We start from the raw sequence: 15,034 nt of genomic DNA, 5'->3' as shown, positions 1-15,034 counted from the left end.
TTTGCATATATCAAACAAATTTTGACGGGCTAATTTCCTCCTGCTATGGTCACGACAATTCATAAGAGCAATGCGGCACTCGAAATAGGCAGCAAGATCCGCGCGTTGCGGCAACGACTCAAGCGAACGCTGGACGACACGGCAACCGCGGCGGGAATTTCCAAGCCGTTTTTGTCGCAGGTGGAGAGAGGTTTGGCGTCGCCCTCCATCACGTCGCTTGCCGGCATCGCTCACGCGCTGGGAGTGACGGTTCAGTATTTCGTCGACACGCCTAGTGAAGAGCGATCGGTGAGCCGCGGCGATCAGCTGAAGTTTTTCGGTTTCGCGGACTCGGCCAATCTGTTCGCCCGCTTGACCAATGTGACGGGCGGCCGTCAGCTCGAGGCGATCCTCGTGAGAATGCCGCCGGGGCAAAAGCGCTCGGAAGTCACGACGCATGCCGGTGAAGAGTTCATGTATGTGATCGACGGCGAAGTGTCGTTGACGCTGGAAGGCAAGACGTTCGTGCTTCGCGCGGGAGACAGCGCGCATTACGAATCGACGGTGCCGCACAGCTGGGTGAACACCGCTCGCGTGGAGTCGGTGGTCGTCTGGGTCGGCACACCGAGACTGTTTTAAAGAAGCGGGCTCCTTTTCCGGTTCATCCGGCAGGGACAGCCTGCATTACCAAATGTAAGGATTCCTGCATGTCGGACAAACAACAAGGGCCGCCCAGGCCCGAATAAGACAGCCGGGCGCTCCCGCGTCAGCGCGTTTCTCTCTCGACCTTTCCTGCGATTCTGAACCGATGAAAACCCCGTTTGCCTATGCGACGGCGCTGAGTGCGCTCGTCCTTACATTTACCTCGTCCGCGTTTGCCGTCACGGTGCCGCCCGGCGTCACGCTCGCCGCCAGCCAGGAGATCACCCGCCAGGTGCCGGCGGAAACCGAATCGCTCGACCCCGCTCATATCGAATCGTGGACAGGCAACACCATCGCGCTCGACGTGTTCGAAGGCCTCACGCGCATCGACGCGGCCGGCGCGGTCGTCCCGGGCGTCGCGCAATCGTGGACGCGCACCGCGCCCGACACGTGGGTCTTCAAGCTACGCCACGACGCGCGCTGGAGCAACGGCCAGCCGGTCACGGCGGCAGACTTCATTTACGCATGGCAACGCGTGCTCGATCCGAAGACCGGCTCTAAATACACGGTTCTGGTCGAATTCATGAAGAACGCGAAGGCAATTCTCGCGGGTAAGGCGCCGCTCTCGAGCCTCGGCGCGCGAGCCGTCGATCCATACACGATCGAAGTCACCACCGAAGTGCCTGCAGCCTTCTTCCCGCAGCTTGCTGCGATGCCGACCATGGCGCCGGTCAACCGCGACGTCGTGGCCAGGTTCGGAAACGAGTGGACGCGGCCGGGCAACTTCGTCGGCAACGGTCCTTATACGCTCGCCGACTGGCAACCCAACAACCGTCTCGTCGGTGCGAAGAGCAAGACCTACTGGAACGCGAACAAAGTCGTGATCACGAAAGTGACCTATTTGCCGATCGAGAACGATGAAACGGCGATGCGCATGTACCAGGCCGGCCAGTTCGATTACACGTATTCGATTCCGTCGGGCATCTATACACAAGTGAGCAAGCAGTTCGGCCCCGAGCTCAAGACCGGCCTGCAAATCGCCACCTACTACTACAGCCTGAACAACGAAGATCCGATCTTCAAGGACAAGCGCGTGCGTCAGGCGCTTTCGATGGTGCTCGACCGCGACCTGCTGACGCAGCGTCTGACCGCCGACGGCGAGCTGCCGATGTACGGCCTCATCTCCAAGGGTACGCAAGGCGCGGCAGTCTTCAAGCCGGACTGGGCCGGCTGGCCGATGGCAAAGCGCGTCGACTACGCACGCAATCTGCTGAAGAGCGCCGGCTATTCCGACGCGAAGCCGCTCACTTTCACGCTGACGTACAACACGAACGACCTGCACAAGAAGGTCGCGCTCTTCGCGACGTCCGAATGGCGCACCAAGCTCGGCGTGAATACGAAGCTCGAAAACGTCGAATACAAGGTGCTGCTCAAACAGCGGCATGACGGCAAGGTGCAGGCCTCGCGCGACGGCTGGTTCGTCGATTACAACGACGCGATGTCGTACTTCGATCTGATCCGCTGCAACAGCGTGCAGAACGATCAGCGCTACTGTAATCCGCAAGTGGACAAGATCGTCGACGAAGCCAACCAGCAACTCGACGACGCGAAGCGCACCGAGCTTCTCACGAAGGCGCATGACACGGCAATGAACGACTACCCGATGGTGCCGCTCTTCCAGTACTCGGCGGTGCGGCTCGTGAAGCCGTATGTGGGCGGCTATACGTCGACCAACTACGTCGACCAGCGCGCCACACAAGACATGTATCTGATCAAGCACTAAGCGCGGAGCATCGACATGCTGGCCTATACGCTGCGCCGCACGCTCTGGGCGATCCCGACGATTCTCGCCGTGATCACCGCGTGCTATCTGCTGCTGCATCTCACGCCGGGGGGGCCGTTCGATACCGAGAAGCAACTCTCGGCGGCCGTGCTCGCGAATCTCAACGCCAGGTATCACCTCGACGAACCCTTGTGGCTGCAGTACTTCCACTACCTCGGTTCGCTGCTGCACGGCGATCTCGGGCCGTCGTTCCGCTACGCCGACTGGTCGGTCAACGACCTGGTGTGGAAAGCGTTGCCGGTGAGCCTCGGCGTGGGCGGCGTGTCGGTGCCGATTGCAGTCGTGATCGGCGTCACGCTAGGCACGCTGGCCGCGGTGCGCCGCGACCGTCTCGTCGATCACGCGGTGATGGTGCTCGGCAACATCGGCAACGTCGTGCCGCCGTTCGTGCTGGGGCCTGTGCTCGTCTGGATCTTCGCGATTCTGCTGAAGACTTCGGAAGGTCACGGGTGGCTGCCTGCGGGCGGCTGGGGCGAAGGCGAATGGCGCTATCGCGTGCTGCCGATCGTGCTGCTCACGTTCATCAATGTGGCTGCAATTGCGCGGGTGATGCGCGGCAGCATGATCGAAGTGCTGTCGGGCAATTTCATTCGGACAGCGCGCGCGAAAGGCTTGCCGGGCCGCACGATCGTGTTGCGTCACGCGCTCAAGCCGGCGCTCATGCCTGTCGTGTCGCTGCTTGGCTCGGTCTGTATTTCGTCGATCACGGCGGCTGTCGTGACCGAGTCGGTATTCGCACTGCCGGGGCTCGGCCAACTGGTGGTGAACGGCGCGATCAATCGCGATTACACGCTCGTGCTCGGCCTCGTCGTGCTGACAACCGCCGTTGCGGTGCTTTTCAATCTGCTGGTCGACCTCGCGTATGCGTGGCTCGATCCGCGTATCCGGTACTGATCATGGCCCGCTCCATTCAATCGACTGCCGCGGCGCTCGATCCGCTCGCGGCCATTGCCAGCGCCCCCCGTTCGCGCGGGCCGCTCGCTACCGCCGCCGCGCGCTTCGTGCGCAACCGCGCGGCGTTCACCGGTTTTGCCGTGCTGTTGCTGATCGTGATTGCATGCGTGGCCGGTCCGTGGCTGCTGCCCAACGGCCCTATCGACAGCGACTGGTCCGCGATCAGCCTGCCGCCCACACTGCAAAACATGCACTGGTTCGGCACCGACGAGCTTGGCCGCGACCTGCTCGCGCGCACGCTGCAAGGCGGGCGCGTTTCGCTCGAAGTCGGCTTGCTCGGCACGCTCGTGTCCGGACTGATCGGCGTTGCATATGGCGCGACCGCGGGTTATCTCGGCGGCCGCGTCGATGCGGTGATGATGCGCATCGTCGACATGATGTACGCGATTCCCTACATGCTGATCGCCATTCTGATGATGACGATGTTCGGCCGCGCGTTCTATCTCGTCGTGCTGACCATCAGCGCGTTTTCGTGGCTCGACATGGCGCGCGTGGTGCGCGGCCAGACGCTGTCGCTGCGCTCGCGCGAGTTCATCGACGCGGCTAAGGCCATCGGCGTGAGTTCGCGGTCGATCATCGTGCGTCATATCGTGCCGAACCTGTTCGGCGTCGTCGTGGTGTACGCCAGTGTGACTGTGCCCAACGTCGTGCTGACGGAGTCGGTTCTGTCGTTCCTCGGCCTCGGTGTGCAGGAGCCGATGACAAGCTGGGGCGTGCTCATTCAGGACGGCGCGCAGAAGCTGGAATCCATGCCCTGGCTTCTGCTATGCCCGGCCGTGATGCTGTGCGTCACGCTCTATTGCGTGAATTTTGTCGGCGACGGCTTGCGCGACGCTTTCGATCCGAAGGACCGCTGACATGCCGCTACTCGAAGTCAAAGACCTGAGCGTGCGCTTCACGCGCCGCGAAGGCGCACCCGTCGACGCGGTGCAACGCGTGTCGTTTTCGCTCGAAGCGGGCCGCACCCTCGGCATTGTCGGCGAGTCCGGATCGGGCAAGAGCCAGACGGTCATGGCCTTGCTGGGTCTCCTCGCGGGCAACGGCAACGTGTCGGGCGAAGCGCTCTATCGCGGCGAAAACCTGCTTGCGATGAACGAAGCGGCGCTCAACAGAATCCGCGGCGATCGCATCGGCATGATCTTTCAGGACCCGATGACCTCGCTCAATCCGTTCCTGACGATCGAACGGCAGATGACCGAAACGCTGCAACTGCATCGCAAGATGTCGCGTCGCGACGCGCGCCGCCGCGCGATCGAAACGCTCGAAGCGGTGCGCATCCCCGATTCCGCACGCCGCATCGGCATGTATCCGCATGAGTTTTCCGGCGGCATGCGGCAACGTGTGATGATCGCAATGGCGCTGCTTTCCGAGCCCGAAATCCTGATCGCCGACGAACCCACCACCGCGCTCGACGTAACCGTGCAGGCGCAGATCATCGAGTTGTTGCGCGAGCTGAATCGCGAGCGGGGCACGGCGATCATTCTGATCACGCACGACATGGGCGTCGTCGCGGGCCTCTGCGACGACGTGATGGTGATGTACGCCGGCCAGACCGTCGAACAGGCGAGTGCCGCATCGCTCTTTGCCGCGCCCACGCATCCGTACACGCGCGGGCTGCTCAACGCATTGCCGCGTCTCACCGACAGCCCTGACGACGACCGTCCGTTGCAAACCATTCCCGGTAATCCGCCGCTGCCTGGCGAAGTCGGCGCGGGTTGCGCGTTTGCGCCGCGCTGTGCGTACTGCAGCGATCAGTGCCGCCAGTCGCGTCCGGCCCTCGTTGCAGCGGACGGCGATCCGCAAGCACTGCGCGCCTGCCATCGTCCGGTCGGAGAAATACTCGAGGCACAACACGTATGAACGCGACTTCCATTGCAAGCGGCGAAGCAACGACCTTGCTCTCAGTCGAACAACTCAAGGTGCAATTCGGTGTGCCACGCGGTGGCTACCCGTGGTCAGGCAAGACCACATTGCGAGCCGTGGACGGCGTGTCGTTCAGCGTGCGACGTGGTGAGACGATCGGCCTTGTCGGCGAATCCGGTTGCGGCAAGTCGACGCTCGCGCGCGCGATCATCGGGCTCGCGCCAGTCGCAAGCGGCAGTGTGCGTTGGCTCGGCAACGAAACCGTATTGCCCAACGCGCGCCGCGATACGACGCTGTTGCGCCGCGACGTGCAAATGATTTTCCAGGACCCACTTGCATCGCTCGATCCGCGCATGACGATCGAACAGATCGTCGCCGAACCGTTGCTCACGCACGGCAAGGACATTGCGCGCGCCGACGTGCAGCGCCGAGTATTGACCATGCTGGAGCGGGTCGGCCTGAACGCACAGCATTTACGCCGCTATCCGCATGAGTTCTCGGGTGGCCAATGTCAACGCGTGGGCATTGCGCGCGCGTTGATTGGCGAGCCGCAACTGGTGATTTGCGACGAACCGGTGTCCGCACTCGACGTGTCGATCCAGGCGCAGATCGTCAATCTGTTGCGCGATCTGCAACGGGAGTTGTCGCTGTCGCTACTGTTCGTCGCGCACGATCTCGCGGTCGTCAAGGCAATCAGTCACCGCGTGCTCGTGATGTACCTGGGACGCGTGATGGAGTTCGGCGACAAGCGCGATGTCTACGGCACGCCGCGTCATCCTTACACGCGCGCTTTGCTGTCCGCTGTGCCGGTGCCCGATCCGGCGATCGAGCGAGCGCGCCGCCATCTGCTGTTGCGCGGCGAAATCGCTTCGCCGCTGAGCCCACCGTCGGGCTGCGCATTTCGCACACGGTGTCCGGATGCGATCGACGCTTGTGCGACCCAGATTCCGCAACCCGTGACGCACGGCGCGAACTCGACACGAGTGGCGTGCATCCGCGTTAGCAACGATTAGGTTCCGGACGTTTTAACCAGCGGCCCCACATTCACCGGCGCGGCGTTGATGCCACGCCGTGGGATTCGCTCGTCATGTCATCAGCATGACGAGCGATCAGCATGGACTGGCTAAGCGCCAGCCAGAGTTTCAATAACAACTGTCGAGACATTCCCAATGCAACATAACCCAACAAAAAACCGGTCAAAAAAGTCCGGACTCACTGCCGCGCTTTGCTGTGCAATTACCCTCCCCGCTATGGCCGTTGCCGCGAATGCATATGCCGACGACGCCATAGCGCAGCCCTCGACCAGCCCGGCTATCGTTCCTCCTGCTGCGCAAACGTTGTCGTCGCCCGCGCAGGTGTCTCAGGCTCAGCCTGCGAACAAGCGCCGCGCGGACCAGGGCGGTCAGATCCGGAACGATCAGCCTGACACGACGAACGCTATCGTCAACGCCGAGGCCTCGCAAATCGTCACGCCGCCCACGCCGCCATCGAGCCAGGCGGCGAGCCAGGGCTTTATCGCTGATAGCCACCTGAACCTGCAATTCCGCAATTACTCCGACTACTTCGAGGCGCCACCGACTTACCGTCATGCGTGGGTGCAAGGCATGCAGGTCAACTATGAATCCGGCTTTACACAAGGTCTGATCGGCTTTGGCGTCGACGCGTCGCTGTTCGCGGCGCTGAAACTCGACGGCGGCAACGGCGCAGGCAACATGGTGCACGTTGGGAAAAGCGGCGGCGGGTCGCAACAACTCGCGTGGGCGTACCCGGGCATGTACGACATCAAAGGACGCATTTCGGAAACCGTCGTGAAATACGGTCTGCAAGACGTGACGAACCCGTTTCTCGAACCGCACGACAACCGCGCGCTGCCGCCGACCTTTCTCGGCGTTTCTCTCGTCAGCAACGATCTTGCTCACACTACGCTCGAGGCCGGCAGCTTCACCAAGGTCGATGCACGCGGTCACACGAATCTGAGCAATCTGACCACATCGTATGGCGGCACGCGAATCGACCGCGTGACCTATCTCGGCGGCACCTGGCACTATGCGAAGAACGGCGAGATGGCTCTGTACGTCGATCAGGCCGACGACGTCTGGCGCCAGTACTACGGCTCGGTCGCGCAGTCGTTCGGCGATCCGACCACGATCAAATGGAGCGGGCTCGCCAACATCTACTCGACGCACGACACAGGCGCGTCGCGTCAGGGGCACATCAACAGCAACGCATACAGCGTGTCCGTGTCCGCGCAACACGGCCCGCACGCGCTGCTGCTCGGTTATCAGCAGGTACTCGGCGACCAGTTCTTCGACTACGTGAACGAAACCAACGGCATCTACCTGACGAACTCGATGGACGTCGACTACAACGCGCCGCATGAACAGTCGCTGCAGCTGCGCTATACGTTCGACGGAAAGTACGCGGGCGTGCCGGGGCTGAAGGCGATGTTCTGGGGCGCGTATGGCTGGGGCGCCGATGGGTCGGCGGGCGCTGCGGAAAACGCGTCGCCGTCAGCCGCGCTGCACGATCTCTACTGGAAGAACGGAGAGCCGGTGCACGGCCATCATCACGAGTTCGGTTTTATTCCGAGCTATACACTGCAAAGCGGCCGCTTCAAGGACACCAAGGTCACGTTCATCGCGATGTGGCATAACGCCAGCTATCACTACTCGGACGGCAACAACATGGAATACCGTCTCGTCGTGAACGTGCCCGTGAAGGTGTTTTAGGCGCACCGTTCGTGCCGGATGCAAGGGCGTCGCGTTGGGTGGTCCGCACGCGACGCCCTTTTATCGGACGCCTGTGCTGCTTATTCCTGCTCCGAACCCGCGATGCGCACACTGGTCATGGCGCGCGACAAGCCATGCATGGGCCGGCGCAGCGCGACATCGAACGGATTGGTTTGCGGGCCGATCGCTTCCGCCTGACGGCGCAGCAGTTCGACGACCATGGGCAAGCGGTCGTCGCTCAAACGCGCCGCCAGCGTACCCACGCTCAATGCCGCGACCGCCACGCCGGTGCGGTCGAGAATCGGCACAGCCACGCCTGCCATGCCGTCGAGCACGCCGCTGTTGCGGCCCGCGTATCCCAACTGCCGCACGCGTTCGATTTCAGTGCGCAAGTACACTTCGTCCAGCACTCCGTAACCGCGAATTCGCGGCACATTGAAGCGGATGATTTCCTCGCGCTCCGCCTCGGGCAGGAACGCGAGAATCGCGAGACTGCCCTGCCCCACGCCTAACGCCACGCGCCCGCCAATATCGCCCGTGAACGAGCGGATCGGAAACGGGCCTTCGCAGATGTCGAGACACACCGCGTCGAAACTGCTTTTGACAAGCAGGAAGATCGTGTCGCCAAGACTCGCGCAAAGCCTCAACAGCGCGGGGCGGCATAACGTGCGCATGCCACTCGGGTTTCCTGCTTGCGCCGCGAGCGCGAAAAAATTCACGCTAAGGCGGTAAAGCTTCGAGTTTTCGTCCTGCTCGACGATGCCTTCCGCGATCAGCGCATGCAGGATGCGATGCACGGTGGCTTGCGTCAGACCCACTGCTTTCGCGAGACGCGTGACGCGGCCGCCGTCGGGCTGAGCTTCCGACAATGCGCGAATCACGGCGAAAGCGCGTTCCAGCATGCCCGTACCGGGCGCCGCGCCCTGTTCGGCGGCTTCGGCGGTCCCACTTCCGGTATCTCGCTTGGTGGCAGCTTTCATCTCTTTTGGCTCGTTCGTATTTCAATCACCGGAATACTATAAAGCGTTTGCATCCTTCATGGAATCGCTCCCGGTCGCCCAGCCTCACAACGCTGCGGCGCTTTTATAGGGTTTGCCCCACTGCCTCGCAGTGAAACACTTCATAGCGTATGTTGTGTCTGCATTCCATTCAACGGAATCTTTTTGATTTAAATATCGTCAAACGGAATTTCAAATTGACGCCGCATAATTTGGCTGGCTAGAGTCGGCGTCATCGAGGCATTTAAAGGCCACATCATGTCGTTCCTCACACTTACAGACGTCACGAAATCGTTCGGCGACCTCCAGGCCGTCGCGGACGTCAATCTGTCGGTGGAAAAAGGCGAGTTCGTTTCGCTGCTCGGCCCTTCGGGCTGCGGCAAGACGACGACGCTGCAGATGATCGCCGGCTTCCTCGAAACGACGCGGGGACGAATCACGCTCGACGGTCGCGACATCACGCATATGAAGCCGAACAAACGCGGCCTCGGCGTGGTGTTCCAGAGCTACGCGCTGTTCCCGCATATGAGCGTCGCGGAGAACGTCGGCTTCGGACTCGAAATGCGCAATGTCGACAAGGCGGAGCGCAACGAACGCGTGCGCGAAGCGTTGTCGCTCGTGCGGCTCGATCAGCTCGCGCACCGCTTCCCTCGCGAGTTGTCGGGCGGGCAGCGGCAGCGCGTGGCGATTGCGCGCGCAATCGTGATCGCACCGCCCGTGCTGCTGCTCGATGAACCGATGTCGAATCTCGACGCCAAGCTGCGTGAAGACATGCAGTTCGAACTGCGCGGCATTCAACGCAAGATCGGCACGACGACAATCATGGTTACACACGACCAGTCAGAGGCGCTGTCGATCAGCGACCGCGTGGTGGTGATGGAAGCTGGCCGCATTACGCAGATCGATACACCGTACGAGGCGTACGAGCGCCCGGAGAATCGCTTCGTCTCGCAGTTCATCGGCAAGGCCAACATGCTGCCGGGCACGGTGATCGCGCGCGAGGGCGACGCGATCCGCATCGACCTCGGACATGATCTGTCCGAGACCGGCCGTACCGCGCAGTTGCCGATGCGCGAGCGCGTGATCGGCGTAGGCGACGCGGTAACGCTGTGCATTCGCCCGGAAAAACTCCGGCTGTGTCCGCCGGACGCGGGACGCGTGCCGGCCACGGTCACGAGCCGCTTTTTCCTCGGTAGTCAGTGGCTGTATTGTCTCGACAGCCGGCTCGGCGAAGTGCTGGTGTGCTGCCAGAACGAAGGCAATGAGCCGTTGCCTGAAGGCGCGGCAGTCGGCGTCGACTGGAACAGCGAAGCGATCCGCTTTATCCAGCGGGATGCGCATCATGGATAGCACGCTGCCTGCAACGGAGAACGGCAAGTCCGCGTCCGCAGGCGCAAGGCGCGCGCCATGGCGCGCATTCTTGCCGCTGTGGCTCATGTGCCTGCCCGCGTTCCTGCTGTTCGTCGCGCTCGTGCTCGTGCCGCTTCTGATGACGCTCGTGTTGAGCTTCTATCGTTTCGATCCGGCAAGCGGCCCGCTCGCCGCGTTCCAGTTCGGCAATTACGCGGAAGTGCTGGGCTCGTCGTATTTCCACACGATCTTTCTGCGCACGTTCGGCATAGCGTTTCTCGTCACACTGCTGTGCGTCGTGATCGGCACGCCGGAGGCCTACGTGCTGTCGCGCATGCGCGATCCGTATCGTTCGATGTTTCTGCTGGTGATTCTCGCGCCGCTGCTCGTCTCGGTCGTCGTGCGTGCGTTCGGCTGGAGCATGCTGCTCAACAGCAACGGACTCGTGAATCAGGCGTTCGGCCTCTTCGGCCTCGGACCTTACAAGCTCGAGTACACCACCTTCGCGATCGTCATTGCACTGGTGCACGTCATGCTGCCCTTCATGGTGATTCCCGTGTGGACCGCGTTGCAGAAACTCGATCCGCAAACGGAGAACGCAGCGCTGTCGCTGATGGCTTCGCCCGCAACAACTCTGCGCCGCATCGTGTTGCCACAACTCACGCCTGGCATTCTGTCGGGCAGCCTGATGGTGTTCGGTTTGTCGGCAAGCGCATTCGCGATTCCCGGACTGCTCGGCGGACGCCGGCTGAAGGTCGCCGCGACCGCCGTCTACGACGAATTCCTCGGCTCGCTGAACTGGCCGCTCGGCGCCACCATCGCGCTGCTGTTGCTGGTCGCGAATCTGATCGTGATGCTCACTTACTACCGGGTTCTGGAACGCAGATACACCAGAAGCCTGGGCTGACACAGCGGTTCATCGCGCGGAAACATCATGAGAAAGAACGGTCCCATTGCGTTGATTTTCCACACGCTCGTCATTGCGTTCGTGCTCGCGCCGCTTGTGATCGTCGTGCTGGTCGCCTTCACGCCCGACGAAACGCTCACGCTGCCGACGCACGGTGTCTCGCTGCGCTGGTTTCGCGCGATTCTCAACTACCCCGACTTCATCTCGGCGTTTTTCAACAGCCTGAAGCTCGCGTTTGCATCGGCGACGCTCTCGCTGATCGTCGCGCTGCCTGCCGCGCTCGCCATTGGCCGCGCGCGCTTTCCGGGCCGCGCTTTTCTCAACGGCTTGCTGCTCTCGCCGCTGGTGATTCCCGGTCTTGTACTCGGCATCGCACTGCTGCGGTTTTTCGCGTTGATCGGCGCGACTGGCTCGTTCGCGTGGTTGATCCTCGCGCACATGATCATCATTACGCCGTTCGTCATGCGGCTCGTGCTGGCCTCGGTAAGCGGCCTCGACCGCAGCGTCGAACACGCCGCGCATTCGCTCGGAGCCGATCCGTGGACCGCGTTTCGCCGCATCACGTTGCCGATGATTCTGCCCGGCATCACCGGTGGCTGGCTGCTGGCTTTTATCAACAGCTTCGACGAACTGACGATGTCGATTTTCGTAACGTCGCCGCAAACCGTCACGCTGCCCGTTCGCATGTATATGTACGCGACAGAATCCATCGATCCGATGATGGCCTCCGTCTCCGCGCTCGTGATCTTCATTACGGCGGGCGCAATGCTGCTGCTCGATCGCGTGTATGGACTCAACCGCATTTTGATCGGCCAGCACTGATGTCTTCTTCTGTTCACGCCCTCATGCAGTCCAAATCTTCGCCGTCCGACGCCGCAGTGCCCACAGGTGAAGCGCAGTTCGTCCGCATCGCCGAAATGCGGCGCGAACCCCTGCACTTTTATCTCGACGGCCGGAAAGTGGCCGCTCTGCAGGGCGATACATTGCTGACCGCCGTGCTGATGCAACAGCGGCGCGTGCGCGACAGCGAATTCAGCGGTGCGCCGCGCGCCGGCTTCTGCCTGATCGGCGCGTGCCAGGACTGCTGGATGCGCACCGAAGACGGCAAGCGACTGCGCGCGTGCTCGACGCTCGTCACCCCGGGACTGCGTGTGCTGACGCGTATCGAACCGGCAAGCGCCGCAGCGAAAAGCCACAGTGGAGACGCGCGATGAGCGACGATCGCCGCATAGTGATTGTCGGCGCCGGACCGGCAGGCGTGCGCGCTGCCGAAACCCTGGTTGCGGCAGGGATGCGCCCCATCGTCGTGGACGAAAATGCGCGCTGGGGTGGGCAGATCTACCGGCAGCCACCGGAACACGGCGGCTTCCAGCGCTCGAAGAAAACGCTCTACGGTTTCGAGGCTCGCAAGGCCGACGCGTTGCATACGACAATGCAAGCGCTCCTACCTTACATCGACTATCGGCCCGACACTCTCGCGTGGGCTTGCGAAAGCGGTCGGCTCGACACACTTCAGGCGGGACGCGAAATCAGCGTGCCGTTCTCGCATCTGATCATTGCGAGCGGCGCGACGGACCGGGTCTTGCCAGTGCCCGGCTGGACCTTGCCCGGCGTCTATACACTCGGCGCGGCACAGGTCGCGCTAAAGTCGCAAGGTTGCGCAATCGGCCGGCGCGTGGTGCTCACGGGCACAGGACCATTGCTGTATCTCGTCGCATATCAGTACGTCAAAGCGGGCGCGCAGGTCATGGCCGTGCTCGATACGAGCCCGCTCAGCCAACAGATTTCGGCCGCTTCGAAACTCGCCCGGCTTCCGGCGACATTCGCCAAGGGTTTGTATTACGTCGGCTGGCTCAACGCGCATCGCATACGTATCGAACGGGGCGTGAAGCTTGTTGGTATTCGCGGCACGCGCAATGTCGAGGCCATCGAATGGCGCTCCTCCGAAAATAGTTCGGTTACCGAATCAATTGCATGTGACGCAGTGGGCATCAGCTTCGGGCTGAAGCCCGAAACGCAGCTTGCGGATCTCGCCGGTTGCCATTTCCGGTTCGACGCGCTCAACCGTTGCTGGCTGCCCGAACTCGACGATGCCGGGCGCAGCTCCGTGCGCGGCCTCTATCTGGCCGGCGACGGCGCAGGCATTGCGGGCGCCGACGCTGCCGAACTCGCGGGACGCCGCGCCGCGCTGGCCTTGCTCGACGATCTCGGCATCCAACATCCACGCGGACCCGGCATGCTCGATGCCGCATCGATTGAACGCAAGCTGCAACATATCGCCGTCTTCCGCGCGGGCATTGAGACGGCATTCGAACCGCCCCCGAAATGCGCCGAGCAATGGCCCGACGACATGACCGTCTGTCGTTGCGAGGAAGTCGATGCGGGCACGTTACGGCGTTGCATCCGCGGTGGCGAAGCGAACGAGATCAACCGCCTGAAAGCGCTGACTCGCGTCGGCATGGGTCGTTGCCAGGGACGCATGTGCGGCGAAGCCGCGCTTCTATTGCTCGCCGAAGAAACCGGCCGCCCACTCGAAGCAGTTGGCCGCCTGCGCAGCCAGCCGCCGGTCAAACCCATCCCGCTGTCGCCCGCGATGTATGCCGACGATGTCGCTCCGATTCCCGAGGAGGCCCGCGATGAGTGACGCACCGCACTACGACGTGGCGATCGCGGGCGGCGGTCTCGTCGGTTCGTCGGCGGCACTCGCGCTTGCCAGGCGCGGCTTGCGCGTGGGCCTTTTTGAGCGGCGCTTCTGCGGCGCGCAGGCGAGCGGTGTGAACTACGGCGGCGTACGCTGCCAGGGCCGCCCAGTCGAGCAGATGCCGCTCGCCATGCGCGCGCGTCGTATCTGGGACCGCTTGCCGGACCTGATCGGCATCGACGGCGAATTTACGGTGTCGGGACATTTACGCCTCGCTCGCAGCGAGAACGACCTTGCCGCGCTTCAGCAATGGGCGGACATGGCGCGCGATTACGGACTCCACGCGCAGTTGCTGAGCGGCGCGCAGTTTCGCGAGCGCTATCCGTGGCTCGGCGCGGCGGCGGTCGGAGGATCGCTATGCGCGAGCGACGGACACGCGAATCCGCGCCTCGTGTCGCCCGCATTTGCGCGCGCTGCGCGTGCCGCGGGCGCGGACGTGCGCGAGCAAACCGCATTGAGCGGCATTCATCACGACGGCAAGCGCTTCCACATGCGGGCGGGCGATACGCAGATCAGCGCGGACTGGCTCATCAATTCCGCCGGCGCGTGGGCGAATACGGTCGCGGGCTACTTCGGCGAAAGCGCGCCGATGAAGCCGATCTATCCGAACATGTGGGTCACCGAGCCGCTGCCGCTTTTCATCACGCACAACCTGGGCGTGTTTGGCGGGGGCATCTACGCGCGACAAGTGGCGCGCGGCAATTGCGTGATCGGCGGCGGGCGCGGGCATGGCAACGGCGAATACGGACAGCCGTCGACGGAAACCACGCGGGCCGTCATGCGCGACGCGTGCGCGCTGCTGCCCGCGTTGCGCGAGGCGCTACTTATTCGCACATGGAGCGGCGTGGAAGGCGAGACACCCGACAGCAATCCGATCATCGGGCCGAGCCGCGCAGTGCCGCGTCTGTTGCATGCATTCGGCTTTTCGGGCGGGGGCTTTCTGCTCGCGCCCGGAGTTGGCGAGGTGCTCGCCGATCTCGTTATCGACGGCGCCACGGCCACGCCTCTCGACGCTTTTTCGATTGGCCGCTTTGCACAGCTTGCTACTTCATCCGTCGCTTAGATCAC

Annotated in this window: 14 protein-coding genes; 13 read left to right on the top strand and 1 reads right to left on the bottom strand. The window is 62.8% G+C overall.

What is annotated here, in order from left to right; translation table 11 throughout:
* The first annotated feature begins 45 nt into the window (after nucleotides 1-45).
* The 7 genes from OH764_RS19760 (at nucleotide 46) to OH764_RS19730 (ending at nucleotide 8,010) form a co-directional block, all read left to right on the top strand.
* Nucleotides 46-618 (top strand): cupin domain-containing protein, encoded by a 573-nt coding sequence (locus tag OH764_RS19760; protein ID WP_020068169.1) that lies wholly within the window; start codon nucleotides 46-48, stop codon nucleotides 616-618.
* Nucleotides 619-787: 169 nt separating this feature from the next.
* On the top strand, nucleotides 788-2,404 hold the full coding sequence (locus OH764_RS19755) for a peptide ABC transporter substrate-binding protein (protein ID WP_498850436.1): 1,617 nt from the start codon (nucleotides 788-790) through the stop codon (nucleotides 2,402-2,404).
* A 15-nt stretch (nucleotides 2,405-2,419) separates the two neighbouring features.
* Nucleotides 2,420-3,358, top strand: coding sequence for an ABC transporter permease family protein (locus OH764_RS19750; protein ID WP_498850435.1), 939 nt, complete (start codon nucleotides 2,420-2,422; stop codon nucleotides 3,356-3,358).
* Between the two features lie 2 nt (nucleotides 3,359-3,360).
* Nucleotides 3,361-4,275 carry an ABC transporter permease gene (locus OH764_RS19745; RefSeq protein WP_498850434.1) on the top strand — a complete coding sequence of 305 codons (915 nt, stop codon included), beginning with the start codon at nucleotides 3,361-3,363 and terminating at the stop codon, nucleotides 4,273-4,275.
* A 1-nt stretch (nucleotide 4,276) separates the two neighbouring features.
* On the top strand, nucleotides 4,277-5,278 hold the full coding sequence (locus tag OH764_RS19740) for an ABC transporter ATP-binding protein (protein WP_498850433.1): 1,002 nt from the start codon (nucleotides 4,277-4,279) through the stop codon (nucleotides 5,276-5,278).
* Entirely contained in the window at nucleotides 5,275-6,294 is a 1,020-nt protein-coding gene (locus OH764_RS19735) for an ABC transporter ATP-binding protein (protein ID WP_498850432.1), read from the top strand. Before OH764_RS19740 ends, OH764_RS19735 begins: the two co-directional genes overlap by 4 nt.
* Before the next feature lie 156 nt (nucleotides 6,295-6,450).
* On the top strand, nucleotides 6,451-8,010 hold the full coding sequence (locus tag OH764_RS19730) for an OprD family porin (protein ID WP_498850431.1): 1,560 nt from the start codon (nucleotides 6,451-6,453) through the stop codon (nucleotides 8,008-8,010).
* Nucleotides 8,011-8,090: 80 nt separating this feature from the next.
* On the opposite strand, the gene OH764_RS19725 is transcribed toward OH764_RS19730, so the two are convergent.
* Nucleotides 8,091-8,990: an IclR family transcriptional regulator gene (locus OH764_RS19725; RefSeq protein ID WP_498850430.1), complete on the bottom strand. Its 900-nt coding sequence runs from the start codon at nucleotides 8,988-8,990 to the stop codon at nucleotides 8,091-8,093.
* A gap of 276 nt (nucleotides 8,991-9,266) precedes the next feature.
* Between OH764_RS19725 and OH764_RS19720 the strand changes: the two genes are divergently transcribed.
* From OH764_RS19720 to OH764_RS19695, 6 genes are read left to right on the top strand one after another with little or no spacing between them, the layout of a single operon-like run.
* On the top strand, nucleotides 9,267-10,358 hold the full coding sequence (locus OH764_RS19720; RefSeq protein WP_498850429.1) for an ABC transporter ATP-binding protein: 1,092 nt from the start codon (nucleotides 9,267-9,269) through the stop codon (nucleotides 10,356-10,358).
* Nucleotides 10,351-11,265, top strand: a complete 915-nt coding sequence (locus OH764_RS19715; RefSeq protein WP_498850428.1) for an ABC transporter permease — start codon at nucleotides 10,351-10,353, stop codon at nucleotides 11,263-11,265. The genes OH764_RS19720 and OH764_RS19715 overlap by 8 nt, the downstream gene beginning before the upstream one ends.
* Nucleotides 11,266-11,292: 27 nt before the next feature.
* Nucleotides 11,293-12,087, top strand: coding sequence for an ABC transporter permease (locus OH764_RS19710; protein WP_498850427.1), 795 nt, complete (start codon nucleotides 11,293-11,295; stop codon nucleotides 12,085-12,087).
* A gap of 23 nt (nucleotides 12,088-12,110) precedes the next feature.
* A complete protein-coding gene (locus OH764_RS19705) occupies nucleotides 12,111-12,479 on the top strand; it encodes a (2Fe-2S)-binding protein (RefSeq protein WP_498850426.1) in 369 nt (122 codons plus the stop codon).
* Nucleotides 12,476-13,909 (top strand): FAD/NAD(P)-dependent oxidoreductase, encoded by a 1,434-nt coding sequence (locus OH764_RS19700; protein ID WP_498850425.1) that lies wholly within the window; start codon nucleotides 12,476-12,478, stop codon nucleotides 13,907-13,909. Before OH764_RS19705 ends, OH764_RS19700 begins: the two co-directional genes overlap by 4 nt.
* Nucleotides 13,902-15,029, top strand: a complete 1,128-nt coding sequence (locus tag OH764_RS19695; protein WP_498850424.1) for an NAD(P)/FAD-dependent oxidoreductase — start codon at nucleotides 13,902-13,904, stop codon at nucleotides 15,027-15,029. Before OH764_RS19700 ends, OH764_RS19695 begins: the two co-directional genes overlap by 8 nt.
* Nucleotides 15,030-15,034 lie beyond the last annotated feature (5 nt).

The sequence above is a fragment of the Burkholderia sp. M6-3 genome (assembly GCF_050858985.1).
Taxonomy (GTDB): Bacteria; Pseudomonadota; Gammaproteobacteria; order Burkholderiales; family Burkholderiaceae; genus Paraburkholderia; species Paraburkholderia caledonica.
This window is presented reverse-complemented; position numbering and strand designations above follow the sequence as displayed.

What these genes read in the sequence shown, in the direction of transcription:
- OH764_RS19730 (WP_498850431.1), top strand. Translation starts at nt 6,451, where the DNA reads ATGCAACATAACCCAACAAAAAACCGGTCAAAAAAGTCCGGACTCACT.
- OH764_RS19715 (WP_498850428.1), top strand. Translation starts at nt 10,351, where the DNA reads ATGGATAGCACGCTGCCTGCAACGGAGAACGGCAAGTCCGCGTCCGCA.
- OH764_RS19755 (WP_498850436.1), top strand. Translation starts at nt 788, where the DNA reads ATGAAAACCCCGTTTGCCTATGCGACGGCGCTGAGTGCGCTCGTCCTT.
- OH764_RS19705 (WP_498850426.1), top strand. Translation starts at nt 12,111, where the DNA reads ATGCAGTCCAAATCTTCGCCGTCCGACGCCGCAGTGCCCACAGGTGAA.
- OH764_RS19740 (WP_498850433.1), top strand. Translation starts at nt 4,277, where the DNA reads ATGCCGCTACTCGAAGTCAAAGACCTGAGCGTGCGCTTCACGCGCCGC.
- OH764_RS19745 (WP_498850434.1), top strand. Translation starts at nt 3,361, where the DNA reads ATGGCCCGCTCCATTCAATCGACTGCCGCGGCGCTCGATCCGCTCGCG.
- OH764_RS19720 (WP_498850429.1), top strand. Translation starts at nt 9,267, where the DNA reads ATGTCGTTCCTCACACTTACAGACGTCACGAAATCGTTCGGCGACCTC.
- OH764_RS19725 (WP_498850430.1), bottom strand. Translation starts at nt 8,990, where the DNA reads ATGAAAGCTGCCACCAAGCGAGATACCGGAAGTGGGACCGCCGAAGCC.
- OH764_RS19700 (WP_498850425.1), top strand. Translation starts at nt 12,476, where the DNA reads ATGAGCGACGATCGCCGCATAGTGATTGTCGGCGCCGGACCGGCAGGC.
- OH764_RS19695 (WP_498850424.1), top strand. Translation starts at nt 13,902, where the DNA reads ATGAGTGACGCACCGCACTACGACGTGGCGATCGCGGGCGGCGGTCTC.
- OH764_RS19710 (WP_498850427.1), top strand. Translation starts at nt 11,293, where the DNA reads ATGAGAAAGAACGGTCCCATTGCGTTGATTTTCCACACGCTCGTCATT.
- OH764_RS19735 (WP_498850432.1), top strand. Translation starts at nt 5,275, where the DNA reads ATGAACGCGACTTCCATTGCAAGCGGCGAAGCAACGACCTTGCTCTCA.
- OH764_RS19760 (WP_020068169.1), top strand. Translation starts at nt 46, where the DNA reads ATGGTCACGACAATTCATAAGAGCAATGCGGCACTCGAAATAGGCAGC.
- OH764_RS19750 (WP_498850435.1), top strand. Translation starts at nt 2,420, where the DNA reads ATGCTGGCCTATACGCTGCGCCGCACGCTCTGGGCGATCCCGACGATT.